Origin of the sequence: Luteimonas suaedae, from assembly GCF_008312895.1 — a bacterium.
GTDB classification, from domain to species: Bacteria; Pseudomonadota; Gammaproteobacteria; order Xanthomonadales; family Xanthomonadaceae; genus Luteimonas; species Luteimonas suaedae.
In genome coordinates, this window is record NZ_VSSP01000006.1 from 217,626 (window position 1) to 241,561 (window position 23,936).

Genomic DNA, 23,936 nt, shown 5'->3' on the forward strand with positions numbered 1-23,936 from the left:
GTGAACCCTGTCAAGAGGCATGTTCGGCGGCAGCGTGGCTATCATGACGGGCTCGATGAAGCCGATCCGATGACCGCCCGCACCGTGAACGACGCCGCCGCGGCGTCGGCCGCCCTCACCGCATTCCTGCGCGGCGTCGAGCGCCGCGCTGCGGTGTTCGCGCAGTTGCAGATCGGCGATGCCGAGGCCGGCGACACCGCCCTGTCCGCGGCCATGGGCGCGTTCCGTGATGTTGCGGTGCGGGTCCCGTTCGGCGACTGGCCGCGCCGTTTCTGGGCGCTGCTGCTGTCCGCCGGGCCCATGCACGAACCGCCGCCGGCGCCGGCTTGGCCGCCCCAGTTCCACGATCTGGCACAGGCCGGATATGGCCCGCGTGCCGCGCTGCTGCTGCGGCTGGTGGCGAACGTCTCGGAAGCCGACGCCGCCGCGGTGCTGGGGGTGACGCGCGCGACCTATCGGTTGGCGCTGCAGCGGGCCCTGCCCCGGGACGCCGACGGACGCGCCGACGCCGAGGCCTGGCGCGCGCTGGGCGAGGCCTCGCAGCAGGCGGTGCGGCAACTGCCGCCCACGCGCCTGGCCGAACTGGCGCGCCTGCGCGAGGCCGCGCTGCAGGGGCGTGTCCACGTGCCGCACGCGGCGCAGGCACACGATGACCGGTCGGTGCGCGCCAGGGCGCCCTGGGTATGGCCGGCGACCGTCGCGGTGGTGGTGCTCACGCTCGCCGCGCTGGCAGCGACCGTCGAGTGGCCATTGTCGTCGCCAAACAGAAACGGTGATCTGCGCGAGATCCTGGCCGAGCCGCTTCCCCCGGCGCGGGCGCCGGCCGCCACCTACGACGCCGACGCGGCACTGCTCACCCATCCCGACTTCGAACTGCTGGCGAGCGATGGTGGCGACGCCGCGATGCGTGATCCGGCCTTCCATGCCTGGCTGTCGGTGCAGCTCGAACGCGGCGAGGAAGGCGATATCGCGCGGCCGCAGCGCGAGGAGACCGAAGCGGACGTCGACGAGTCCTCACTCGAAACCGACGATGCGCTCTAGGCCCGCCTTCGCCGCTGCGCTGTCGTTGCTGCTGGCCCTGCCGGCCGCGGCGGCGCTGCCGCCGGCGTTGCAGCGGCACGCGCAGGCCCTGCCGGAGCCCGAGCGTGCCCGCTTGCTGCAGCGGCAGGCGACGCTGCGTGCGCTGCCGCCCGCCGAGCGCGAGGCATTGCGCCGGCGGGCCGCCGAATGGGACGCGCTGCCGCTGGCCGAACGGCGCCAGCGGCGCAACGCCTGGGCCGCCTGGCAGGCGCTGGCGCCGGCCGCGCAGGCGCGTCTGCGGGCGGCCGCCCGCGCCTATGCCGAACTGCCGACGGATCGCCAGCAGGCGCTGAACGAACGCTATGCCGAGCTCGACGGCTACCAGCGCGACGGTTGGCTGCTCGGCCCGGAGCTCGGTGCCGACTGGGGCAACCTGCACGGCCTGTTCGCGCTGGTGCCGGCCGACGAGCGCGTGCCGCTACTGGCGGCGCTGCGTACGATGGACGAGCGCGAGCGCGCGGACCTGGCGTTGCTGGCGCAGCGCACGCCGCCCGAAGCGCGCGACGCCCTGCGCCGCGCGCTGCTGTCGACGCCGCCGGAAGGCCGCGCAGCCTGGCTGCGGCGGCAAGCCGGTCCGGCGCCCTGACCAGCGGCCACGATTTCCGTAGGAGCGCGCCATGCGCGCGATGCCCCCGCTATAGCCGCGCCGACGCAATTCGCGATTCCCGCGCGCGCCGCCGCCGCCCCCTAGAAAACACGCATACGCGATGCTGGTGACGTCTGTAGCCCGGCTGGGATTCCCGGCACGAGCCGGAATGGCGCGTCGGTGGCCGGAATGCCATGGCCGCGCCATGCCCGCGGCATCGCGCGCGTGGCGCGCTCCTAAGGGATTGCGTCGGCCGACCGCAGGATGCGGCGGTGGGCGCGGAGGCGGTCGCCGAAGCGGACCACGCCGTCGGCGCGCATGCGTGCGGCGTGATCGCGAAGGTAGCCATCGAGCGCAGCGCGGTCGCGCAGGCGATACTGCACACAGAGCGCGATCCACCCCGACGCGGGCGACGGATCGGCGACCTCGAAGACCTCGGCGCCGATGAAGCCCGGCAGCGCCAGCATCTGTCGCACGTGCTCGGCCAGCCACTTCCGGTACGCGGCGGCCTCCCCGGAGGCGATCTCGATGTCGACTTCGTAGATCACCATGGCCGCTACATCCCGGCGAGCGCGTACATGCCGGTGCCGAGCGCGACGAACAGGAACATGAGCAGATAGATCTGGCCGATGACGCCGTACTTGAGCAGGGTCATCCACCAGCCCTGCCCGTACACGCGCTTCTGCATCCACAGCAGGTACAGCGGCATCGACATCAGCAGCAGCCCCTGGAGCCAGCCGATCGGCCGGGATGCCCATGGCACGTGCGTGCCCAGCCAGCCGGCCAGCAGCGACAGCGCGAACACCAGCAGCAGCGCCAGCATCAGGTAGGCGTGGCTGTACAGACCGACCACCACGTGTTCCAGGTAGGTCCGCTTGCCGAGGATGTAGAAGAGCTTGAGCAGCACGGCGAACAGCGGGACCAGGATGAACAGCGTCACCGGCGCGGCGCCGATCAGGGTGCGGGCGAGCGCGGCAGCACCGTCACGACGCGACGAGTAGGCCTCGATGTTGCGATCCAAGCGCGCCCTGAAGCCGTTCGCATCGGGCTCCGGGGCGTCCGCAGACGCTTCCTTCGGGGCGCGTTGCAGCCGCCGCTTGCGGGTCTCGGCCTCGGCGTTGACCACCCGCTCCGCGGCGGCGATCGCCTCGCGCGTCGCCGCGGAGGCATCGGCGCCGAGCGCCGCGCGTTCGGCGGCCAGCCGGTCCAGTTCGCGCTCGCGCAGCGCATCCACCGCCGTGGTCGATTCCGCAGCGGCGAAGCTGTCCTTGTCCACCGCATAGGTCGCCACCGCCTGGCTTTCGGCGATGCGCTCGGCGTCCTGCAGCGCGAGCGCATCGCCGATCGCGAGTTTGGCCACGAACACCGTCAACAGGCTCAGGATCACGAACAGCCGCATCGGCGCGACGTAGCACACTCGTTTCCCGGACAGGTAGCGCACGGCGATGCGGCCGGGCACGAACAGGTCGCGCAGGGTGCGGAAGATGCGCCCGTCCAGGTGCCAGAACGATTCGAACACCTCCTCGATGGCGTGGCCGAGGTGCCGCGTCGGACTGTGCTCGGACTGGCCGCAGAGATGGCAGAAGGCGCCTTGCAGGGCGGTGCTGCAGTTTTCGCAGACGCGCAGCGGCAGCGGTGCCGGATTGCGCGGATCGGGTTCTGACATGCGTGCGGTCCCCCGTGATTTCCGTGATGCCGCATGCGGCGTGCGTCCGGCGCCTGGTGCGGCGTCCGCCGCGTGCGCGGTCCCGCGCCGGTGTCGGCGCCGCGGGAACCACGGACGGCATGCGCTCCGGTTCCGACCGGCTTGCCGGACGGCTAAGATAACGGTCCGCGGCGACCCGGCGCCAGCGCCCGACATCCGTTCGGCCGCGCGGCCGCAGTCGTCCGAGCCGTCTCCCCATGTCTTCTTCCGCTTCTCCCCGCGCGCGTTTCGGCCGCGAGGTGCGCACCACCGCGGTGCTCGCAGGCCCGCTGGTCGTGGGTCACGTCGCCACCGGCCTGATCGGTTTCGTCGACAGCATGATCGCCGGCCGCCACGGGACCGCCACCTTGGCGGCGGTCTCGATCGGCACCGCGATGTTCTGGCTGCCGATCATGATCCCGATGGGCACGCTGATGGCGCTGCCGCCGTCGGTGTCGCAGCTCGACGGCGGCGGTCGCCGCCACGAGATCGGCGCGCTGTTCCGGCAGTCGCTGTGGCTGGCGGCGGCGCTCGGCCTGCTGCTGTTCGCGTTCATGACCTTCAGCGTGCATGCGCTGGCGCCGCTGGGGATCGCCGAGGGCATTCGCCCCGGTGCGGCCGCATTCCTGCATGGGATCCGCTGGGGCGTGCCGGCGCTGACCCTCTACTACTGCATGCGCTACCTCAGCGACGGCCTGCACTGGACCCTGCCGACGATGGTGTTCGGCTTCGGCGGGCTGCTGTTGCTGGTGCCGCTGGGCATCCTGCTCACCTTCGGCGGCTTTGGCGTGCCCGAGCTCGGCGCTGGCGGCATCGGCGCCGCGTCGGCGATCATGATGTGGACGCAGACGATCGCCTTCGCACTGTACCTGCGGCGCGCGCGACGCTTCGCCGACCTCGGCCTGTTCGCGCGGTTCGATCCGCCGCGCTGGGCGTCGATCCGCGAACTGCTGCGCGTGGGCCTGCCGATCGGGGTCACGGTGGCGATGGAGGGCGGACTGTTCATCGTCACCGCGCTGCTGATCGGCCGCCTCGGCGAGGTGCCGGCGGCGGCGCACCAGATCGCGGTCAACGTCGCCGCACTGTGCTTCATGGTGCCGTTCGGCCTGGCGGAGGCGACCACGGTGCGGGTCGGGCACGCAATCGGCGGCGGCCACGGCGCCGACGGGGTACGCCGTGCCGCCTTCGCCGGCCTGCTGCTGGTGCTGGCGAGCCAGAGCATCACCGGGGTGGCGCTGCTGACCGGCAACGAGCTGCTGGCGGGCCTGTACACCGGTGATGCGGCGGTGGCCACGCTGGCGGCCTCGTTGCTGCTGCTGGCCGCGGCGTTCCAGTTCCCGGACGGGGTGCAGGTGCTGTCGGCCGGGGCATTGCGCGGGCTCAAGGACACCCGGGTGCCGATGGTGCTGGCGGCGCTGGCGTACTGGGGCGTGGGCATGGCACTGGGCGCAGGGCTGGGGCTGGGCCTGGGTTGGGGCCCGCGTGGAATGTGGATCGGCCTGATCGCCGGCCTCACCGTAGCCGCGCTGCTGCTGGGGTTGCGCTTCCTGCGCAGCAGCCGGCGGGTGGCCTAGGGCACGGTGACCTCCGGCGCATGAAAGCCGGCCGCCGGCCGGCTAAGCTGTGGACAGTCCCGATTCCCCCCGGAGTACCACCCGATGAACGAACCGCGTCGTCGCGGTCCCATTGTCCGCGTCCTGGCAGGCATCTGGGGCGCGATCAATTTCACCCGGCAACTGGTCTTCAACCTGCTGTTCTTCGTCGTGCTGCTGATCCTGCTGGCGCTGGCGGCGGGCGGCGCCGGCCGGCCGCTGCTCGATCGCACCACCCTGGTGATCGCGCCGGAAGGACGCATCGTCGAGCAGTACACCGCCGATCCGGCTTCCCGCGCGCTGGCGAAGATGATGGGCGACGAGCGTGCCGTCGAAGTGCAGTTGCGCGATCTGCTGCGCGCGATCGAGGCGGCGGCGGACGACGACCGGATCGAGCGCGTGTTTCTGCGCGTCGACCGGCTGCAGCCGTCGGGCATCGCCACCCTGCGCGAGGTCGCCGGCGCGCTGCGCGACCTGCGCGCGTCCGGCAAGCAGCTCGTCGCCTACGGCGAAGGCTTCTCGCAGGGCGCCTACCTGCTGGCGGCGCAGGCGGACGAGGTCTACATCGACCCCATGGGCAGCGGCGTCGTGCTCGAGGGCTTCGCCAGCTATGGCCCGTACTTCGGCGAGGCGCTGCAGGACAAGCTCAGCGTCGACATCCACGTGTTCAAGGTCGGCGAATTCAAATCCGCGGTGGAGCCCTACGTGCTCGACGCCGCTTCGCCCGAGGCCAAAGAGGCCGACCTGTACTGGCTCAACGACCTGTGGCAGCGCCACCTCGGCGACATCGCCCGGGCGCGCAAGCTCAGCGTCGAGCAGCTGGAAGCCGGCATCGACGGCATGGCCGACGGCGTTGCCGCGCTCGGCGGCGACCTGGCGCGCTACGCGCTGGAGCGGAAGCTGGTCGACGGCCTGAAGACGCGCGAGGAAGTGGAGCAGCTGCTGACCGAGCGTGGCGTCGCCGACGACGATGCCGAAGGCGGCTACCGCAACGTCGCGCTGGACGGCTATCTCGCCCACGTCGATCGCGACGGTCCCAAGCTCGGCCGCGAGCCGCAGGTGGCGGTGGTCGTGGCCGAGGGCGCGATCAGCGAAGGCGACCAGCCGCCGGGCAATGTCGGCGGCGAATCCACCGCCGCGCTGCTGCGCGAGGCGCGCGAGGACGAACAGATCCGGTCGGTGGTGCTGCGGGTCAACTCGCCGGGCGGTTCCGCCTATGCCTCCGAGCAGATCAACCGCGAGGTCGAGGCGCTGAAAGCGGCCGGCAAGCCGGTGGTGGTGTCGATGGGCCACGTGGCCGCGTCCGGCGGCTACTGGATCAGCATGAACTCCGACCGCATCTATGCCGATCCCTCGACCATCACCGGTTCGATCGGCGTATTCGGCCTGTTCCCCAACATCACCCGCACCCTCGACCGCATCGGCGTGCACACCGACGGCGTCGGCACCACGCGCCTGGCCGGCGCGTTCGACATCACCCGGCCGCTGGAGCCGGACGTCGGGCGCCTGATCCAGTCCAGCGTCGAGAAGATCTACGACGACTTCGTCACCAAGGTCGCCGCCGGCCGCGGTGCCCAGCCGGCGGCGATCGACCGTGTCGCCCGCGGCCGGGTCTGGAGCGGGGCGCAGGCCCGCGATCGCGGTCTGGTCGACGAGCTCGGCGGCTTCCGCGACGCGATCGCCGATGCCGCCCGCCGCGCCGAGCTGGAGGAAGGCGACTACCGCGTGCGCTACATCGAAAAGGCGCCGTCGCCGTTCGCGCAGTTCCTGTCCGGCCTGGCCGGCACCCGGATCGGTGCCTCGCTGCTGCACGACGCCGGCCTGGCGCAGGTGCTGCTGGCGCGCACGGTGCCGGAGATGGAGCGACACGTGCGCGTGTTCGAGCAGGCGCTGGCGAACGACCGCGGTACGCCGGCCAAGGCCATGGCGTACTGCTTCTGCCCGGTGTTCTAAATCGGCCGCCCCGGCTCAATGCGGCATCGCAATCGCGTGCCGCAGTTTCGTAGGAGCGCGCCATGCGCGCGATGCCGCGGGCAGTTCGCCGGCCGTAAATTCCGATGACCGGCGCGCCTGCCGGCCTGGAATCGCGGCATCCACCGGATCCTGCCGGCACCCGCGGCATCGCGCGCATGGCGCGCTCCTACGAAACGTCGGCAAGCTTGCCCGGGACGGCCGCGCTCAGCGCCTGACGTCGAGCCGGTCCTCGCGCGCGCAGGCGGCGATGTCCTCGGCATCGGCCAGGCCGAAGTCGCCGGGCAGGGCATGCTTGAGGCACGCGGCCGCCAGCCCGAAACGCAGGGCGTCGGCATCGCCCATGTCGGTGAGCAGGCCGTGCAGCACGCCGGCGGCGAAGGCGTCGCCGGTGCCGATGCGGTCGACGATCGCCTCGAGCTCGCGCGCCGGCGCGCGGTGCACGGCGCCGGCGCGGGTGACCAGGATCGCGCCGAGCGTGTGCCGATCGACGCTGTGCTGGGTGCGCAGCGTGCTGGCGATGCGCTGCAGCCGCGGAAACGCTGCGAAGGCGCGGCCGGCGGCGGCGACGATCCGGGCCTCGTGGGGAACGTCGGCGCCGGTCGCGGGATCCTCGCCGAGCACCACGGCGATGTCGCGATGGTCGGCGAAGGCGAGCTCGGCGGCGGCCAGCAGCCGGCGCAGGATCGCTGCCGGATCGCCGTCCCACGCCGCCCACAGCCGCTGCCGGAAGTTGCCGTCGAAGGACACCAGGGTGCCCGCGGCGGCGGCTGCTTCGGCCGCGGCGACCGCCGCGGCTGCGGCATCCGCGCCGACCGCCGGCGTCACCCCTGACAGGTGCAAGCAGTCGATGTCCCGCAGCAGCGCCGGCCAGTCGTAGGCATCCGCCGCGGCCAGCGCGAACGCGGAACCGGCGCGGTCATACAGCACCTCGCTCGGGCGCAGGCCGGCGCCGGTGGCGAGAAAGTACAGGCCCATGCGCCCGCCGGTCCGGCGCACGCCGCGGGTGTCGACCCCGTGCCGGCGCAGCTCGCCGAGGGCGGCCTCGCCGAGGGCGTTGTCGGCCACGGTGCCGGCCATCGCCGCGGCATGGCCGAACCGCGCCAGCGCCACCGCCACGTTGGCCTCGGCGCCGCCGACATGCACCGTCAATGCCGGCGTCTGCAGCAGCCGTTCGCGGCCGGGGGCCCCGAGCCGCAGCAACAGCTCGCCGAAACACAGGATCCGTCGTTGCGTCATGTCAGTCGTCCGATGCCGTTCATGGAGGCCAGAGTGTGGGTGCCAAGAGTGCCCGGAAACCGTTGCCGCAACGCAGCATGCTTCGGCGGGCGAGTTTTGCTACGGTTTTGACCAGCGGTGTCATTTTGGCCGCTCGGTACACCATATCAAGCGGGTTCATCCAGTCAAGAACCGCCCAAAGAGCGGAATGACGTCAGAGGAGGGTTGTGATGCGGTATCCAATCGAGACAAAAAAGACACCGGTTACCTTGCTTGCCGCAGCGATCGGGCTGGCACTGCAGATGACGGTCGCCACCGCGATCGCCCAGGAGCCTGCATCGCAGCCGGCGCCGGCGGAACCGGCTGCCACGGTGCGCGACGCCACCGAACTCGACACGGTGCAGGTCGTCGGCTACCGCGCCAGCCTGGTCAAGGCGCTCGACCTCAAGCGCGACAGCGTCGGCGCGATCGACGCGATCGTCGCCGAGGATATCGCCGACTTCCCGGACCAGAACCTGGCCGAGTCGCTGCAGCGCATCCCCGGCATCACCATCACCCGCGACTCCGGCGAGGGCCGCAACATCTCCGTGCGTGGCCTGTCCGGCGAATTCACCCGCGTGCGCGTCAACGGCATGGAGGCGATCGCCGCCACCGGCGGCGAGGGCGGGCCCAACCGCGGCCGCGACTTCGACTACAACGTGTTCGCCTCCGAACTGTTCAACTCGATCATCGTGCACAAGACCGCCTCGGCCAGCCTCGACGAGGGATCGCTGGGCGCGGTGGTCGACCTCAATACCGGCAATCCGTTCGGCTTCGAGCACGGCCGCACCTTCGTGGTATCCGGCGAGGCGCAGTACAACGATCTCACCGAGGACACCGGGCCGCGCACGGCGGCGCTGTTCGCCTACCGTGATCCCGAAGATGTCTGGGGCGTGTCGTTCTCGGCAGCCTATTCGGACAACACCACCAAGGAACTGGGCCAGAACACGGTGCGGTGGCAGCAGGCGCAGTTCCGTTCGGTGGGTGGCGTGATTTGCGCCGACAACCCTGGCGATGCTGGCTGCGCCGAGGTCGCCGACGGCTTCCACCCGCGTATTCCCCGCTACGGCGAGATCGAGGTCGAGCGCGAACGCCTGGGGCTGACCGGCAGTTTCGAACTGCGGCCGAGCGATTCCACGCGGCTGAGCATCGACGTGCTGCATTCCAAGCTCGACGCGGCCCGTCGCGAGCGATACCTGGAAGTGCTGTTCCGCGGCAATGAAGGGGGCATGGACGTCACCGACTACACCCTCGACCCGTCGACCAATAACCTGACGAGGATGGAGGTCGACAACGCCTGGGTGCGCTCCGAGAACTTCGAGAAGGTTTGGACGACCGAGTTCACGCAATGGAGCGCCAATCTTGAGCAGCACTTCTCCGATACGGTGAAGGGACATCTGATGCTGGGCCGCTCGACGTCGAAACTCGAGTTCCCGCACGAGATCACCTACATGTACGACGACCGCGGCTACGACGGCTTCGTCTACGACTACACCGACGACAAGAAGCCGGTGCTCGCGTACAACGGCGCCGACGTCACCAATCCGGCGAACTTCCAGATGTCGGAGTTCCGCGACCGCCCGAGCCGCACCGACCATACCTTCGACACGATCTCGGCCGACGTGGAGTGGGCCTTCAGCCCCTCGTACTGGCTGCAGGCCGGCATGACCCATCGCCAGTTCGCTTTCGAGACCTGGGGCGGCATCCGCGACTCGGGTGTTTGCGCCGCCGGCCTGTTCGACTGCGATCCGGACGGCGACGGCGTCGACGACTTCTACGGCATTCCCGCCACCAGCGACCTGTCGGTGATCTACGATTTCGATGACGACACCGGCGCTGGTTCGACCACGCGCTGGACCATCCCGAACCTGGACGCCTGGAACGATTTCATCGGCCTGCGCGGCCTGCCGATGCGCGAGGACCAGGGCAACGTCCGCCAGGTCGATGAGAAGGACACCGCATACTTCGTGCAGCTCAACGGCGCCACCGAACTCGCCGGGCGCGACTTCCGCTTCGATCTCGGCGTGCGCTACGTCGAAACCAAGCAGTCCTCGAGCGGCTACAACTCCGGCGTCTACGTCTACGTCGATCGCCCGACCTACTCGGACACGCTGCCGTCGGCCAACTTCGCCTGGTCGCTCACCCCGGACCTGATCTGGCGCATGTCCGCCGCCAAGGTGATGACCCGGCCGAGCCTGGGCAACCTCACCCCGGGCGGCAGCGTCGACAGCTTCAACTACCGGGTTTCCTTCCAGAATCCCTTCCTCGATCCGACCCGTGCCACGGCCTTCGATACCTCGCTGGAGTGGTACTTCGCGCCGGAGTCGATCCTGTCGCTGGCGCTGTTCTACAAGGACATCGACTCGCGCCCGATCCGGGCCGAGCGTACCGGCACCTACGCCTCCACCGGCCTGCCGCTGTCGCTGCTGGTGCCGACCTCGCCGGCGGAACAGAATCCCGAAGGCCGGCCGTGGACCATCTCCACCATCGACAACGGGCCCGGCGGCGAGCTGAAGGGCTTCGAGCTCGGCTTCCAGATGCCGTTGTCGCTGTTCGCCGAGGGCGTGCCGGTGCTGCGCAACATGGGCGTGATCGGCAACTACACCTGGGTCGATTCCGAGGTCGACTACACCTTCGGCGACGAGATCGTGACCGAGCGCCTGTTCGGCCTGTCGAAGAACTCGTACAACTTCACCCTGTTCTATGAGAACGACCGCTTCGACGCGCGCGTCTCGGCCGCCTATCGCAGCGACTATCTCGACGGGACCAGCGGCACCGGCAACCGCTTCGAAGGCTATGACGGCACGTTGAGCGTCGATGCCTCGCTGGGCTACAAGATCAACGAGAACTTCGAGGTGACCCTGGAGGGGTTGAACCTGACCGACGACTACCAGGATCGCTGGACCGACATCACCGCTCGCCGGCGCTACGAGTACGACCATACCGGCCGGGTCTACAAGGTCGGGTTCCGCTACCGGTTCTGATGCCGTCGGCGTGACGCCGGGTACCGCCGTCGCCGCGCAAGCGGCGGCGGCGATGCTTTGCGTGTCGGCCGCCGAATCCGGCGTCCGGCCCGAAGGCGTGTTCGGGTTGCGCGGAAACGTCCGGACGGCCAAGATCGGTGACGTCTGGAGGTGACGTCGATGTCTGCGGGAACATTGATCTTTTCAACCGATTCGCGACGCGCATCTCGCGGGCCGCGTCGTGCGGCGGGCATGATCGCCGGCCTCGCCGCGGTGGCGGCGGCGTTTTGGCTGGCGCCAGCGCACGAGGCGATGTCGGCATCGCCGCAGGACGATCCCGACGTGCGCGTGCTGGTGTTCACCAAGACCGCCGGCTTTCGCCACGCCTCCATTCCCGACGCCGTCGCCGCGCTGCGTGAACTCGGTGCGGAGCACGGCATCGCGATCGTACACAGTGAGGACGGCGCCTCGTTCACCGAGGACAACCTGTCCGGTTATCGCGCGGTGGTGTTCGCCAACACGACCCAGGACGTACTCGACGCATCGCAGCAGGCGGCGATGGAGGCGTTCATCCGCAACGGCGGCGGCTTTCTCGGCCTGCATTCGGCCTCCGACACCGAGTACGACTGGCCCTGGTACGGCGAACTCGTCGGCGCCTGGTTCGACGGCCACCCGCCGGGCCTGCAGACCTCGCGGATCCGCTTGGCCGATCCGGCGGCGATGGGGATCGGAAGCGACGACCGGCCTTGGCAAGTCACCGACGAGTTCTACAACTTCCGCCGCAATCCGCGCGAGCGGGTCGAGGTGATCGCGGCGCTTGAACCGTCCGACTTCGTCGGCAGCACCATGGACGGGGATCACCCGATCGCCTGGTGCCGCGAATACGACGGCGGCCGCACCTGGTACACCGGCCTCGGCCACGACAGCCGCCTCTATGCCGACGCCGTGTTCCTGCGGCACGTGGCGCGCGGTTTGCGTTACGTCACGGGTATCGACGACGCCTGCTGAGGCGCTTCACCGGTTGGCGGTTCGAGCCTCGTCGCACAGGCAAGTGCCACCATCGCATGGGAGCGCGCGCGCGCGGGGCTCATGCAGTGATGGGCTTTCGCCCTCGCGCAGGCGAGGGCCGGGAATCCCGCTCCGCTCGGCTCTCGGCGGGGTCGGGGCTGAAGCCCCTCCTACAGGGATAGGCTGCGTGGTGAACGTCGATATGGCCTGAGTCCGGTTGACGCTTCCATGCCCGCGGCGCGATGGCGCCGCGGGCGCTCGCGCATCACGGATACATCCGCTCGCGCAGCTCGGGCACCGCGCGGCTCAGTTCGTCGGCGACCATCGCGGCGAAGAAGTCCGCGCCTTCGACACCGAGGTGGGTGTAGTCGAACTGCCACTTCGGCTGGCCGAGCGGCGGGCGGCCACCGGGGTCGGGCGGTGCGTCCGGCATCGGCGGCACCTCATGGTCGACCGTGGTGCCGGTCTGTGCGGCGGCGATCATCCACGAGACCGGCGGGATCTCGGCGAAGCGCATCGACTGCACCGGACCCAGTGCCTGCACCGCGGCGACGCTGCGCGCGTGCAGATCGACCAGCGGCACCTCCATCTCCTTCGCGACCTTCCGGATCGCGTCGGCCCACGGCGCGAGGTCGTCGTCGAGCCGGCCATCCTCGAACATGCGTCGCGTCAACGGCGTAACCAGCACCGGTCGCGCGCCGGCGGCGCGGATCTCCTCGACATAGCGGCGCATGTTGACCGGGAACTCGGTGGCCAGATCGGTCGAACGGCCGGGCTTGCCGGGCTGGTCGTTGTGGCCGAACTGCACCAGCACCCAGGTGCGGTCGTAGGCGCCCGTCTTCATCTCCGCCAGCGCGATGTCCCATGAACCTTCTGCGCGGTAGCTGTAGCTGCTGCGGCCACCGCGCGCGAGGTTGAGGCAGGCGATGAAGGAACTGACGTGATGCGAGCAGAACGAGGAGCCCCAGCCGCTCTGGACCGCGGTCGTCGAGTCGCCGACCAGGATGATCTTGTCGGCGTGGATCGGCGTCGCCGGTGGGCGGGCGTCCTGTGCGGTGGCGAGGCCGGTGGCGATCAAAAGGGCTGACGCCAAGGCGAAAGAACGAAGTTTCATCAGTGGGCTCCGTGTCGTGGAACTGGGGGAGTCTGCTTTTTGATCGTCATCTCCGCGAAGGCGGGCATCCATGGACGTTGGGCCTTGAAAGGCGAAGTCCTTGGATGCCCGCCTTCGCGGGGATAACGGCGGTGGTTGGAGGACCGGCGGGTTCACATCGTTCCGCGCTGCACGAACGGGACGCGCTGGTACAGCCGGCGCTCGCCGCCCCGCGGGTCGTTCTCGAGCCGGCTGGCATCGTCGAAGACCATCGTTTCGCGCTTGTCGAGCGAGTAGGGCGCCCATGCGGGAATCCCCGCGTGGTTTGGATCGCCGGTACGCGCGAATGCCAGCAATGCCTCGCTCATGCGCCCCGCCATCCGCTGCGCGGCGGCGGTCTCGCCCGTCCGCGAGCCGGGCTGGCGGAGGGTGTCGAACACCAGCGGGATGTCGAGGGTGTGGAAGGCGCGGAACTTCTCTCCGCCGCCTCCGCGCGGATACCAGTCGAGCTGGTATGCCCAGGTCGGTGCGCCGCCCCGCTGCCGCGCCCGCGCCTCGGCTTCTTCGACCGCGCCGCGCCAGGAGCGGCCTGCGGTGGTGGCGGCGAAGAACACCTCCGACGGCGTGTAGTCCGGATACATGCGCCGGTATTCGGCGATCACCACGTCCGGATCGATGTCGACGAACTGCTGCTTCTCCAGCTTCGCCGGCAGGTCGTCCCAGCGCAGCTCGAAGTTGGCGGGGTCGTTGCCGAGGAAGGCGCGGGTCTCGTCGCGGGTGTTGCCGATCACCATCGGGATATCGGCCGACTGCACGGGGGCCTCGGGCCAGAACGGATGCACCGGCAGCGAACGCCCGTCCAGCACCGGGCCGAAGTACAGGCGACTATCCTCGACGCGCGAGAAGTCGCGCACGGTGGTGGCTTCGAGCAGTCGCTCAGCCGGCAGGGTGCGCAGACGGTCGACCTGGTCCGATGCCAGCCCCAGCGTTTCCAGGAACAGTTGCGCGCGCTGCGTGGCCGCGCGCGGGCCGGCGGCGGTGACCTGTTGCCCGCTCATGGTCCAGGCGCGGTGGAACAGGCCGCGCGCGGCCGGCATCGCCATCAAGGTCGCGATCTTGGCGCCGCCGCCGGACTGCCCGAACGTGGTGACGTTGCCGGCGTCGCCGCCGAACTCGTCGGCGTGTTCGCGCACCCATTGCAGCGCCTGCACCAGGTCGAGCTGGCCGACGTTGCCGGAGACGGCGTACGCGTCTCCCGCGAGGCGGGCGAGATGGAGATAGCCGAAGGCGTTGAGGCGATGGTTGACCGTGACCACCACCGCGTCGCCGCGCCGGCACAGGTTGGCGCCGTCGTACAGCGGGTCGCTGCCGGAGCCGTTGTCGAAGCCGCCGCCGTGGATGTAGAACAGGATCGGCCGCTTGCCGCCGTCGCGCAGGCCCGGCGTCCACACGTTGAGGAACAGGCAGTCCTCGCTCGTCGTCTCGTCGTTGCCCCGCTGCGGTGCCGAGGCGCCGTAGGCCGTGGCGTCGCGAATGCCCTCCCAGGGGAGTTCCGGCAGCGCCGGCAGGAAGCGGCGCGAGGCGGTATCGGCACCGTAGGGGACGCCCTTGAACACGTGCACGCCGCGATCCACGTAGCCGTGGATGCGACCGCTGCGCGTCGTGGCGAGCGCCGGCGCCTCGCCCGCGGCGGCATGCGCCCAGGCGGGAAGGGCGAGGCCGGCGCCGAGCATCGCGGCGCCCTTGAGGAAGCCGCGGCGGTCGTTGTCGTCGAGTGCATCGGTGCGGGTGGCGTCATGCATGGCTTTGGTTCGCTCGATGTGCGTCACGGATCGGATGCGATGCAGGTCGTCACTGCCATCGCCCATGCCCCGTCATCCCCGCGCAGGTGGGGATCCAGTGGCTTTCCGGGAGAAATTCGAAGTCGTTGGGCGTGTTTCGGGGGTTGGCCGGAGGGTTTCGGCGGTGTCGTGTGCCGGAGATGAGGCGCGAAGTCACTGGGCCCCGGCCTTCGCCGGGGCGACGACGGAGGTTTGGCCAATATCGGATCGATCTGGCGCTTTCGCCGCTTCGGCGGCGCGAGCGCCCCCCGTTTCCCGCATCCATGCGATCGCCATCTGCGGCCACAGCGCCAGCGAGGTCCCGGCCGTGCCGCGCACGCCGAAGCCGTGGCCGCCGTGCGGGTACACATGCAACTCGGCCGGGATGCCGGCGCGGCGCAGCGCGCGGTGGAATACGAGGCTGTTCTCCACCGGCACCGCGTCGTCGTCCGCGGCATGCAGCAGGAAGGTCGGTGGTGTGCCGGCACGGATGCGGGTCTGCAGGGAATAGGCGGTCACGTGCTCCGGCAGCGGCGCAGCGCCGAGCAGGCGTTCGCGCGAGCCGGGGTGGAAGACGGGTGCGCAGACCTCGTGCTGGGCTTTGGCATGTCGGTCGTCGCTTCCGGGGAGTCCGGTCCGGACATCCGTGGACGGGCGTCCGGGGGCCCCGCGGCCGGTGGCCGCGCAGCGCACCCCTTCACCCATGTCGATGACCGGATAGATCAGCGCCATGAAGTCCGGGCGCGCGCTGGCCTCGTCATGCGCATCGACCGGTGCGTACACGCGTTCGTCGAAGCGCGTGCCCAGGCTGGCGGCAACATGGCCGCCGGCGGAAAAGCCCAGTACGCCGATCCGCGCCGGATCCAGGTTCCATTCGCCGGCGCGCGTGCGGACCAGCCGCAGCGCACGCTGTGCGTCGGCCAATGGTGCATCGCGCGTGTTCTCGTGGCCGTCGCCGGGCAGGCGGTAGCGCAGCACGAACAGGGTGACACCACCCCGCTCGACGAAGGCTGGCACCAGTGCCGTGCCCTCCTTGTCCAGCACCACGCGTTCGTAGCCGCCGCCGGGGATCACCAGCAATGCACTGCCGTCGGCTCGCGACGGCCGGTAGACGACCAGGTACGGCTGGGTCACACCGGTGACGATGCGGTCCGGCAGCGCCGGATCGTCGCTACGCTCGACGATGGCCTGGCGCGCGGCGACACGTTGAGAGCCAGGCGCGGTGCGGTCCGGCCATAGCCAGATCCGGGAAGCGGCTTCGGTCGCGGATTCGCTGGATGGCACGGGCGTCGCGAGCGTCGGGGGTGCAGCAAACGCGAGTACCAGCCCGATCAGTGCCGCCCATGCCCTTCGGCGTCCAGAATCTTCCCCTTTGCAAAAGAGGGGGCGAGCGCCCCTGCGCAATACGCGGGTGCCGGGGATTGCTGTCGCTGTTCTTCCCCCTTTGAAAAAGGGGGATTGAGGGGGATTTGCTTTGGTTGTTGCTTGCGCCGGGCGCCAAGCAAATCCCCCCTGCCCCCCTTTTTCAAAGGGGGGGAGAAGCCGGGCTTCGGATCGGGCGCAATGGCCGACGCTTTCCCCCCTTTGAAAAAGGGGGGCAGGGGGGATTTGCTCTTTCCCAAGGAGGGGCAGCGCAGCACGCCCTCCGCCGAAGGACGACAACGTGGCGGCCGAATCCCGCAGTGCCATCAGCGCAGCGGTTCGCCGCGCGGGAGCGGTTTGCGCGGCTCCATCGTGTCCAGATCCCAGTCCTCCGGCACGAAGGCCTGGCGCGTCTCGGGATGGTCCGGGTAGCCGCCGACGTCCTGCTCGCTGTCGATGATCGCGCCGCGTGCCTCGATCACGTCGGCGACGATGCGACGGTCGATCTCGTCCCGATCCCAGGGGCGGGCGCCGGCTTCGGCGATTACCTTGTCCTGCACCTGCGCCGACGGCAGCAGCTCGACGCCGAACGGCAGTGCCGGCGCCGCCTCGAGCTCGACCAGCTCGGCTGGCGCGGTGGTGTAGCGGCCGGTCTGCGGCAGCGCCTCGCCGATCGTGTCCACCACCCGATTGTCCTCGGCATAGAATTCCATGTCGCCCGAGCCGCCGATCATGAAGAACGCCAGCTCGCGGGTATCGGGCCCGGCGCGCATCACGTTGCCGCGCAGGATCATCTGCCCGGTCTGGTAGGTGCGCTCCAGCCATTCCTCGGCGATCAGGTTGTAGTGCACTGCCTTCTGGCCGGGGTTGTAGATCAGGTTGTTGAGCACCTGGCCGCGGGCGCCGCCCTTGAACAGCGGGTTGCGCTCGAAGTTGTGCGCGTACAGGTTGCCGACGATCAGCACGTCGTTGACGTGGTCGTGGATCAGCGAGCCCTTGGAGTGCTCGCCCTTGCCGTGGGTCGCATGCGCCAGGCCCTCGGCGATGATGTTGTTGCTGAAGGTGATCCGGCGCGAAGCGTTCTGCAGCCATTCCTCCGGGGTCTCACCCGCGAAGCGCGTGCTGGAGGCCGACAGGTTCTCGTCGGTGGCCCAGGTCAGCGAGCAGTGGTCGACGATCACGTCGCGGGCGCCGCGCAGGGTGGTGATGGCGTCGAAGTCGACGCCGGCGCGCTTGCCCAGACCGGCCTCGCCCGGGCGCACGCGGATGTGCCGCACCACCACGTCGTGGGCGGCGATCACCAGCCCGCCGCGGATCAGGGTGATGCCCGGCTGCGGCGCGGTCTGGCCGGCGATGGTCAGGTGGGGCTCGTCGATGCGCAGCGTCTTAACGCCGAGGTCGATCACGCCGCCGACCTCGAACACCACGATGCGCGGCCCTTTGGCCTGCACCGCCTCGGTGAACGAGCCGGGACCTTCGGCGTCGAGGGTGGTGACGCGGATGATCTTGCCGCCGCGTCCGCCCGGCGTGTGCGCGGCCCAGCCCTGCGCCCCCGGAAAGGCGAGCGCCCGGTCGGCGGCGAGGGCCGGCGAGACCAGGCCGGCGAGTGCCAGCGACAGCAGCAGGCGCGCCAGTAATGACGTGAACGAATACATCGATTTTCTCCCGGGTGGCGGTTCTGCCGGCATTGTCGCAACGGCGCTGCCACGTGGCAGCATCAAAATGACACCGGTTAACCGTATACGAAAGGCCACGCCCTGCGCCATGTGCACTGCAACATCGCGGTCGTCTTTTCCGGGCATTGCAGGCTCGTCCATTGATGACCGGCCTCGCCGTAGGAGCGCGCCATGCGCGCGATGCCGCGGATGCCGGCAGGATCCGGGGGATGCCGCGATTCCGGACCGGCAGGCGCGCCGGTCACCGGGATTTGGCGGGCGGCGAAATGCCCGCGGCATCGCGCGCATGGCGCGCTCCTACATTGTTTGCTGCCGTGCAGCTTGATGCCCATTTATGCCGCGCTGCACATTGAAAATGACACCGGTTTACCATATACGGGTACCCGAGAGCGGGCCATGTGCACCGCAACATCCGATTCCGCAGGAGAACCAGCTTGAGCAACCGCAACGACAGCGCCACGGCGGCGACGGACCAGGGACAGGCCGCGAGCACGATCGCCGACGCGTTCGTGCGGGCACGGCTGGCGGGTGCGTCGCTGCCAGACTTCCCGGGTACGATCCCGGACGACCTAGTCGCCGCCTACCGCGTGCAGGACCTGGCGATCGCGCAATGGCCGGACACAGTGGTCGGCTGGAAGGTCGGCTACATCCAGCCGCCGCGCCGCGACGACTCCGGCGACGAGCGCCTGCTCGGGCCGATCTTCCGCCGCAACCTGTGGCCGGCCGACGGCAGCGTCGGATTTCCGGTGTTCGCCGGCGGCTTCGCCGCGGTCGAGGCCGAGTACGTGCTGCGGCTGCAGGCCGATGCGCCGGCCGACAAGATCGACTGGACGCCGGAAGAGGCGGCCGCGCTGCCGGCGACGCTGCACATCGGCATCGAGATCGCCAGCAGTCCCCTGGCCACGATCAACGCGCTCGGCCCGCGCGTGGTGGTGTCGGACTTCGGCAACAACAACGGGCTGATCCTCGGCGGCGAGATCGAACACTGGCGTGACATTCCCGAAGAGCGCCTGCGCGCGGAAACCTGGATCGACGGCGCCAGCGTCGGCACCGGTGGCGCGACGCTGCTGCCGGGCGGGTTGCGCGCCGCCTACGCCTTCGCGCTGTCACGTTCGGCCCGGCGCGGCCGTCCGCTCAAGGCCGGCGAGCTGATCGCCACCGGCAATGCCACCGGCATCCACGACATCGCGGTCGGGCAGACGACGCGGGTGCGGTTCGAAGGCTACGGCGACATCGAGGGCCATGCGGTGGCGGCGACGGCGGTGGAGGCGGCGTGATCGATCGGCGTCGCTTTCTTGCCGCGGGGCTCGGCGCGTGCGCCGCGCCGCTGCTGCCGCTGTCGGCGCTGGCGCGCGGTGCGCCCGGCGAACTCACCGCCACCGACGTGCACGTCGACGGCTATCCCACCGTCGAGGCGGTGAAGTGGATCGGCGAGACGCTGGCGCGCGAGACCGACGGCCGCCTGCGCATCCGCCTGTACCATTCCGGCCAGCTCGGGCGCGAGTCCGATGCGATCGACATGGCCCGCTTCGGCGCCATCGACATCACCCGCGTCTACACCGGGTCGCTCAACAACGCCTTCCCGCTGACCGAGGCCCTGTGCCTGCCGTACGTGTTCGATTCGGTCGCGCACCTGCGCCGCGCGCTCGACGGCGACGTCGGCGCGGCGGTGCTGCGCGGCTTCGAGGCGCGCGACCTGGTCGGGCTGGCGATCTACGACAGCGGCGCGCGCTGCTTCTACAACACCCAGCGGCCGCTGCGCACGCCGGACGACATGCGCGGACTGAAGTTCCGGGTGCCGCCATCGGACATCTTCATCCAGCTGCTGCGCCTGTTCGGCGCCAATCCCACGCCGCTGGCGTTCGGCCAGGTGTTCTCGGCGCTGGAGACGCGGCTGATCGACGGCGCCGAGAACAACATGCGCAGCTTCCATTCCAGCCGCCACTTCGAGGCGGCGGGGTACTGGTCGCAAAGCGAGCACTCCTACGCCCCCGACGTGCTGCTGATCTCGCGCCGCAGCCTGGAGGCGCTGGCACCGGCCGACCGCGAACTGCTGCTCGACACCGCGCGCGCCTCGGTGCAGGTGATGCGGCGGCTGTGGGACGAGTCGGAAAGCGCCGCGCGCGATGCGGTCCAGGCGCACGGCGTGGCCTTCAACGATGTCGACATGGCGGCGTTTCGCGCCGCGGCCGCGCCGCTGCTCGACGACTACCTGCACCGCCCCGAGATCGCGCCGCTCTACCGTCGCATCCGCGCATTCGCCTGAGGAGACCGATGAGTCCCGCCGAACACGACACCGTTTCCTCCCCCGCGTCCCCGGCGCTGCAGCGCGGGCTGACGCGGCTGTCCTCGCTCGCGGTCGCGATCGCCGGCATCGCCATGCTCGGCCTGGTGGCGGTGCAGGGCTGGCAGGTGTTCGCACGCTACGTGCTCAACGATTCGCCGAGCTGGACCGAGCCGGTGACGCTGCTGCTGCTGAGCGCCGCGATGAGTTTCGGCGCCGCCGCCGGCGTGCACGAGCGCCGTCATTTCCGTTTCCATCTGCTGGCGCAGGCGTTCCCGCCGCTGCTGCGGCAGGCGAGCGAGGCGATCGCCGCCGCAGTGATCCTGGTGATCGGCGCCACCCTGGCGTGGTGGGGCGCGCGCCTGCTGTTCGACGGGATCGACATTCGCATGGCCGGCGCGCCGCTGCCGCAGAGCATCGTCTTCCTGCCGCTGGCGCTGGGCGGGTTGTTGATGGCGCTGTTCGCGCTGCTGCAGCTGGCGCAGGCGCTCGCCGGCGACCGTACCCAGGGCGAGGGCTGAGGCATGGCGATCGCTTTGTTGTTCGGCGCGTTCATCCTGCTGCTGCTGATCGGCGTGCCGGTGGCGTACGCGCTGGCCGCGGCGTCGCTGCTGGCGCTGTTCTATCTGGACCTGCCGTCGATCGTGCTGGCGCAGCAGGTCGGCGCCGGCATCGGCACCGCTTCGCTGATCGCGATTCCGCTGTTCATCTTCGCCGGCGAGATCATGATGCGCGGCGGCATCTCCGAACGCCTGATCGCGCTGGCGGCGGCACTGGTCGGGCGCATCCGCGGCGGCCTCGGCCAGGTCAGCATCCTGTCGTCGCTGTTCTTCGGCGGCGTGTCCGGTTCGGCGATCGCCGACGTGTCCGCGGTCGGCGGCACGATGATCCCGCAGATGGTCAAGCGCGGCTACGACCGCGACTTCGCCGTCAACGTCAGCATCACCGGCGCGCTGGTGGCGCTGCTGGTGCCGCCTTCGCACAACCTGATTCTGTACTCGGCCGCGGTCGGCGGCGGCATCTCGATCGCCGACCTGTTCGCAGCCGGCATCGTTCCGGCGCTGCTGATGACGGTGACACTGATGTTCACCGGCTACCTGGTCGCGCGCCGCCGCGGCTACGGGGTCGAGGCGTTCCCGGGCCTGCGCGCGGTGCTGCTGCGGCTGGTGTCGGCACTGCCGGGCCTGGGGCTGGTGGCGCTGATCTTCATCGGCATCCGCGCCGGCATCTTCACCGCGGTGGAGAGCGCCGCGATGGCGGTGGTCTACGCGCTGCTGGTGACGGTGGCGATCTATCGCATGCTCAACTGGTCCGCGTTCCGGCAGGCGGTCGCGCACGCCGCGCGCACCACCGGGGTGATCCTGTTCGTGATCGCCACCGCGGCGCTGTTCGGCTGGCTGCTGGCCTACCTGCAGGTGCCGGCGGCGGCGGTGGAACTGCTGAGTGCGATCGCAGACAACCGCTACACCGTGCTGCTGCTGATCGCGGTGATCCTGCTGCTGCTGGGCACCTTCATGGACCTGGCGCCGATGATCCTGATCTGCACGCCGATCTTCCTGCCGGTGGCGAAGGCGTTCGGCGTCGACCCGCTGCACTTCGGCGTGGTGCTGGTGCTGGCCGGCGGCATCGGCCTGGTCACGCCGCCGGTCGGCTCGGTGCTGTTCGTCGGTGCCGCGATCGGCAAGATCGGCATCGGCGAGGCGCTGAAATCGATCTGGCCGTTCTGGCTGGCGGCGCTCGGCGTGCTGCTGGTGGTCACCGTGTTCCCGCAACTGTCGCTGTGGCTGCCGGCGCTGTTCAAGATCTAGGCCTGGCCGCGCTGCTGTTCGCGGCCGCCTCGCTCCTGCCGGCCGCGGCGGCCGGTCCCGGTCCGATCCCGCTGGACGGGTTCGCCGACGCCATCCACCACTGGCAGAACCTGCATGGCGACGACGACCCGCGCCATGCGCCCGACGATGTCGCCACGATCGCCGACAACATCGTGCTGCAGCAGCGCCGCGATGGCGGCTGGCGCGAGAACCGGGACCCGGCGCGCATCCTCGACGACGACGCGCGCCGCCGGCTCGACGCCGAGCGGGACACCGCCGGCGGCAGTTTCGACAACCGCAACGTCTACACCCAGGTCGAATACCTGGCGCAGGCGCATGCGCGGACCGGCATCGCGCGCTTCCGCGAGGCGAGCCTGCGCGGCCTCGAGTTCATCCTGGCGCAGCAGATCGAGGCATGCGGAGGCTGGCCGCATACCGTGCCGGCGAGCACGTCATACCACGCGCTGATCACGATTGCCGACGAGGTCACGCCGGGCGTGCTGGCGACGCTGCGCAAGGCGATGGCCGGCAGCGACGGCTTCGTCTTCGTCGACGACGACCTGCGCGCGCGTGCACGCGCGGCGGTGGCGCGGGGCGACGCCTGCCTGCTGCGCCTGCAGGTGCGGCAGGACGGACGCGCGACCGCCTGGGCCGGGCAGTACGATCCGCGCACGCTGGCGCCGGCGCAGGGCCGCAGCTTCGAACTGCCGGCGATCGTCACGCAGGAGAGCATCGCGGTGGTGCGCTACCTGATGTCGATTCCCGCGCCGTCGCCGGAGGTGGTCGCGGCGGTCGACGCCGCCGTGGCCTGGTTCCGCGACGTCGCGCTGCACGGCGTGCGCCTGGAGACCTCCGCGGCCGAACCGGTGCGCTACCGCTACCACACCGCCACCACCGACCGGCGCCTGGTCGAGGATGCCGACGCGCCGCCGCTGTGGGCGCGCTTCTACGATCTGACCGACAACAGCGTGGTGCTGGCCACCCGCGAAGGCGAGCGCGTCGCCCGCTACGCCGACATCCCGCGCGAGCGCCGCACCGGCTACCAGTGGTACGGCGACTGGCCGCACGCCCTGCTCGAGCGCGAATATCCACGCTGGAAACGGAAGGTCGCTGCCGGCGATTGAGTCCCCCGCGTCCTCCACCTTCAACATCGGCGCGTTAGCGGTGGTCGCGATCCTGGTGGCGCTGTACGCGAGCTTCTGGTGATGCGGGTGTTCTAGCGGCTGCAGCTTTGTGCCGTTGTGGCTGAAGCCGGAGATCCGTATGAGCGCAAGGCGAAGGGGCTTCGGCAGGCCGCGTGGGCGCGGGAGCCGCACCGCGGGGATTGCTCCGCCCTTCGGTCCGGCCATCCATGGCCGGACTCAGGGCCGCTGCACATCCCTGTGCAGCTCTCCGCAACCCCCACGGCACGTCTCCCACTCCAACCCTCATTGGCTTCGGTAGGAGGGCCTCCAAGCATCCGAAAGCGAATGGCCGGTGCGGCGTCCGGGCTGGGGTATGCGGATAGCAGGCCATGGATGGCCTGCGGCGGCGAGTCCGCCATGGATGGCGGACCGAGCCGGGGAGCATGCCCCGGCCCGGGCGCCGCTGGATCCGAAGCCTGTTACCTCACCGGCTCTGATGCAATCGCACCGGCACGCCCTCACCCCACCATCTGCTCCAACTCGCGCCCGCGGGTCTCGTGCACGTAGCGCAGTACGAAGAAGATCGACACGAACGCCGCGAACGCATAGAACCCGTACGTCGCCGCCA

18 protein-coding genes and 1 pseudogene are annotated in these 23,936 nt (G+C 70.2%); 11 read left to right on the forward strand and 8 right to left on the reverse strand.

Annotated elements, in window-relative coordinates; all coding sequences use genetic code 11:
* The first annotated feature begins 69 nt into the window (after positions 1-69).
* Both FXO19_RS11500 and FXO19_RS11505 read left to right on the forward strand, forming a co-directional pair.
* Positions 70-1,041: an RNA polymerase sigma factor sigma-70 region 4 domain-containing protein gene (locus FXO19_RS11500; RefSeq protein ID WP_149195237.1), complete on the forward strand. Its 972-nt coding sequence runs from the start codon at positions 70-72 to the stop codon at positions 1,039-1,041.
* A complete protein-coding gene (locus FXO19_RS11505; RefSeq protein WP_149195238.1) occupies positions 1,031-1,666 on the forward strand; it encodes a DUF3106 domain-containing protein in 636 nt (211 codons plus the stop codon). The genes FXO19_RS11500 and FXO19_RS11505 overlap by 11 nt, the downstream gene beginning before the upstream one ends.
* A gap of 236 nt (positions 1,667-1,902) precedes the next feature.
* On the opposite strand, the gene FXO19_RS11510 is transcribed toward FXO19_RS11505, so the two are convergent.
* Together FXO19_RS11510 and FXO19_RS19830 are read right to left on the reverse strand one after the other, a co-directional pair.
* Positions 1,903-2,217 carry a DUF4286 family protein gene (locus tag FXO19_RS11510; protein WP_149195239.1) on the reverse strand — a complete coding sequence of 105 codons (315 nt, stop codon included), beginning with the start codon at positions 2,215-2,217 and terminating at the stop codon, positions 1,903-1,905.
* Between the two features lie 799 nt (positions 2,218-3,016).
* A pseudogene (locus tag FXO19_RS19830) lies at positions 3,017-3,332 on the reverse strand (DUF3667 domain-containing protein); the annotation flags it as partial.
* Between the two features lie 236 nt (positions 3,333-3,568).
* Here FXO19_RS19830 and FXO19_RS11520 point away from each other — a divergent pair.
* Both FXO19_RS11520 and sppA read left to right on the forward strand, forming a co-directional pair.
* A complete protein-coding gene (locus FXO19_RS11520) occupies positions 3,569-4,924 on the forward strand; it encodes an MATE family efflux transporter (protein WP_149195241.1) in 1,356 nt (451 codons plus the stop codon).
* An 84-nt stretch (positions 4,925-5,008) separates the two neighbouring features.
* Complete coding sequence (gene sppA / locus FXO19_RS11525; protein WP_149195242.1) at positions 5,009-6,895, forward strand: signal peptide peptidase SppA; 1,887 nt, start codon at positions 5,009-5,011, stop codon at positions 6,893-6,895.
* A 225-nt stretch (positions 6,896-7,120) separates the two neighbouring features.
* On the opposite strand, the gene FXO19_RS11530 is transcribed toward sppA, so the two are convergent.
* The gene (locus FXO19_RS11530; protein WP_149195243.1) at positions 7,121-8,152 is read right to left on the reverse strand and encodes a sugar kinase; all 1,032 of its coding nucleotides are present in this window, start codon (positions 8,150-8,152) and stop codon (positions 7,121-7,123) included.
* A 209-nt stretch (positions 8,153-8,361) separates the two neighbouring features.
* On the opposite strand from FXO19_RS11530, the gene FXO19_RS11535 reads away from it, so the two are divergent.
* Positions 8,362-11,154: a TonB-dependent receptor gene (locus FXO19_RS11535; protein ID WP_223115488.1), complete on the forward strand. Its 2,793-nt coding sequence runs from the start codon at positions 8,362-8,364 to the stop codon at positions 11,152-11,154.
* A gap of 231 nt (positions 11,155-11,385) precedes the next feature.
* Positions 11,386-12,141: a ThuA domain-containing protein gene (locus FXO19_RS11540; protein ID WP_255516386.1), complete on the forward strand. Its 756-nt coding sequence runs from the start codon at positions 11,386-11,388 to the stop codon at positions 12,139-12,141.
* Positions 12,142-12,406: 265 nt separating this feature from the next.
* Here FXO19_RS11540 and FXO19_RS11545 read toward each other — a convergent pair whose 3' ends face one another.
* The 5 genes from FXO19_RS11545 to FXO19_RS11565 form a co-directional block, all read right to left on the reverse strand.
* The gene (locus tag FXO19_RS11545) at positions 12,407-13,255 is read right to left on the reverse strand and encodes a rhamnogalacturonan acetylesterase (protein WP_149195244.1); all 849 of its coding nucleotides are present in this window, start codon (positions 13,253-13,255) and stop codon (positions 12,407-12,409) included.
* 152 nt (positions 13,256-13,407) lie between these two features.
* Entirely contained in the window at positions 13,408-15,036 is a 1,629-nt protein-coding gene (locus FXO19_RS11550) for a carboxylesterase/lipase family protein (RefSeq protein WP_149195245.1), read from the reverse strand.
* Positions 15,037-15,228: 192 nt separating this feature from the next.
* Positions 15,229-16,458, reverse strand: coding sequence for an alpha/beta hydrolase (locus tag FXO19_RS11555; protein ID WP_425481467.1), 1,230 nt, complete (start codon positions 16,456-16,458; stop codon positions 15,229-15,231).
* Between the two features lie 284 nt (positions 16,459-16,742).
* Positions 16,743-18,071: a pectate lyase family protein gene (locus FXO19_RS11560; protein ID WP_149195247.1), complete on the reverse strand. Its 1,329-nt coding sequence runs from the start codon at positions 18,069-18,071 to the stop codon at positions 16,743-16,745.
* 77 nt (positions 18,072-18,148) lie between these two features.
* Complete coding sequence (locus tag FXO19_RS11565) at positions 18,149-18,424, reverse strand: hypothetical protein (protein WP_149195248.1); 276 nt, start codon at positions 18,422-18,424, stop codon at positions 18,149-18,151.
* A 102-nt stretch (positions 18,425-18,526) separates the two neighbouring features.
* Here FXO19_RS11565 and FXO19_RS11570 point away from each other — a divergent pair, with 102 nt between their 5' ends.
* Genes FXO19_RS11570 through pelA form a run of 5 tightly spaced genes read left to right on the forward strand, consistent with a single transcriptional unit; the run spans position 18,527 to position 23,308 of the window.
* Entirely contained in the window at positions 18,527-19,369 is an 843-nt protein-coding gene (locus FXO19_RS11570) for a 2-keto-4-pentenoate hydratase (RefSeq protein ID WP_149195249.1), read from the forward strand.
* A complete protein-coding gene (locus FXO19_RS11575) occupies positions 19,366-20,358 on the forward strand; it encodes a TRAP transporter substrate-binding protein (protein WP_149195250.1) in 993 nt (330 codons plus the stop codon). The genes FXO19_RS11570 and FXO19_RS11575 overlap by 4 nt, the downstream gene beginning before the upstream one ends.
* 8 nt (positions 20,359-20,366) lie before the next feature.
* Complete coding sequence (locus tag FXO19_RS11580) at positions 20,367-20,897, forward strand: TRAP transporter small permease (RefSeq protein ID WP_149195251.1); 531 nt, start codon at positions 20,367-20,369, stop codon at positions 20,895-20,897.
* A gap of 3 nt (positions 20,898-20,900) precedes the next feature.
* On the forward strand, positions 20,901-22,184 hold the full coding sequence (locus tag FXO19_RS11585; RefSeq protein WP_149195252.1) for a TRAP transporter large permease: 1,284 nt from the start codon (positions 20,901-20,903) through the stop codon (positions 22,182-22,184).
* On the forward strand, positions 22,157-23,308 hold the full coding sequence (pelA, locus tag FXO19_RS11590) for a pectate lyase (protein WP_223115489.1): 1,152 nt from the start codon (positions 22,157-22,159) through the stop codon (positions 23,306-23,308). Before FXO19_RS11585 ends, pelA begins: the two co-directional genes overlap by 28 nt.
* Positions 23,309-23,936 lie beyond the last annotated feature (628 nt).

What these genes read in the sequence shown, in the direction of transcription:
- sppA (WP_149195242.1), top strand. Translation starts at nt 5,009, where the DNA reads ATGAACGAACCGCGTCGTCGCGGTCCCATTGTCCGCGTCCTGGCAGGC.
- FXO19_RS11565 (WP_149195248.1), bottom strand. Translation starts at nt 18,424, where the DNA reads ATGGGCATCAAGCTGCACGGCAGCAAACAATGTAGGAGCGCGCCATGC.
- FXO19_RS11560 (WP_149195247.1), bottom strand. Translation starts at nt 18,071, where the DNA reads ATGTATTCGTTCACGTCATTACTGGCGCGCCTGCTGCTGTCGCTGGCA.
- FXO19_RS11505 (WP_149195238.1), top strand. Translation starts at nt 1,031, where the DNA reads ATGCGCTCTAGGCCCGCCTTCGCCGCTGCGCTGTCGTTGCTGCTGGCC.
- FXO19_RS11500 (WP_149195237.1), top strand. Translation starts at nt 70, where the DNA reads ATGACCGCCCGCACCGTGAACGACGCCGCCGCGGCGTCGGCCGCCCTC.
- FXO19_RS11535 (WP_223115488.1), top strand. Translation starts at nt 8,362, where the DNA reads ATGCGGTATCCAATCGAGACAAAAAAGACACCGGTTACCTTGCTTGCC.
- FXO19_RS11545 (WP_149195244.1), bottom strand. Translation starts at nt 13,255, where the DNA reads ATGAAACTTCGTTCTTTCGCCTTGGCGTCAGCCCTTTTGATCGCCACC.
- FXO19_RS11585 (WP_149195252.1), top strand. Translation starts at nt 20,901, where the DNA reads ATGGCGATCGCTTTGTTGTTCGGCGCGTTCATCCTGCTGCTGCTGATC.
- FXO19_RS11530 (WP_149195243.1), bottom strand. Translation starts at nt 8,152, where the DNA reads ATGACGCAACGACGGATCCTGTGTTTCGGCGAGCTGTTGCTGCGGCTC.
- FXO19_RS11510 (WP_149195239.1), bottom strand. Translation starts at nt 2,217, where the DNA reads ATGGTGATCTACGAAGTCGACATCGAGATCGCCTCCGGGGAGGCCGCC.
- FXO19_RS11580 (WP_149195251.1), top strand. Translation starts at nt 20,367, where the DNA reads ATGAGTCCCGCCGAACACGACACCGTTTCCTCCCCCGCGTCCCCGGCG.
- FXO19_RS11520 (WP_149195241.1), top strand. Translation starts at nt 3,569, where the DNA reads ATGTCTTCTTCCGCTTCTCCCCGCGCGCGTTTCGGCCGCGAGGTGCGC.
- FXO19_RS11540 (WP_255516386.1), top strand. Translation starts at nt 11,386, where the DNA reads ATGATCGCCGGCCTCGCCGCGGTGGCGGCGGCGTTTTGGCTGGCGCCA.
- FXO19_RS11550 (WP_149195245.1), bottom strand. Translation starts at nt 15,036, where the DNA reads ATGCATGACGCCACCCGCACCGATGCACTCGACGACAACGACCGCCGC.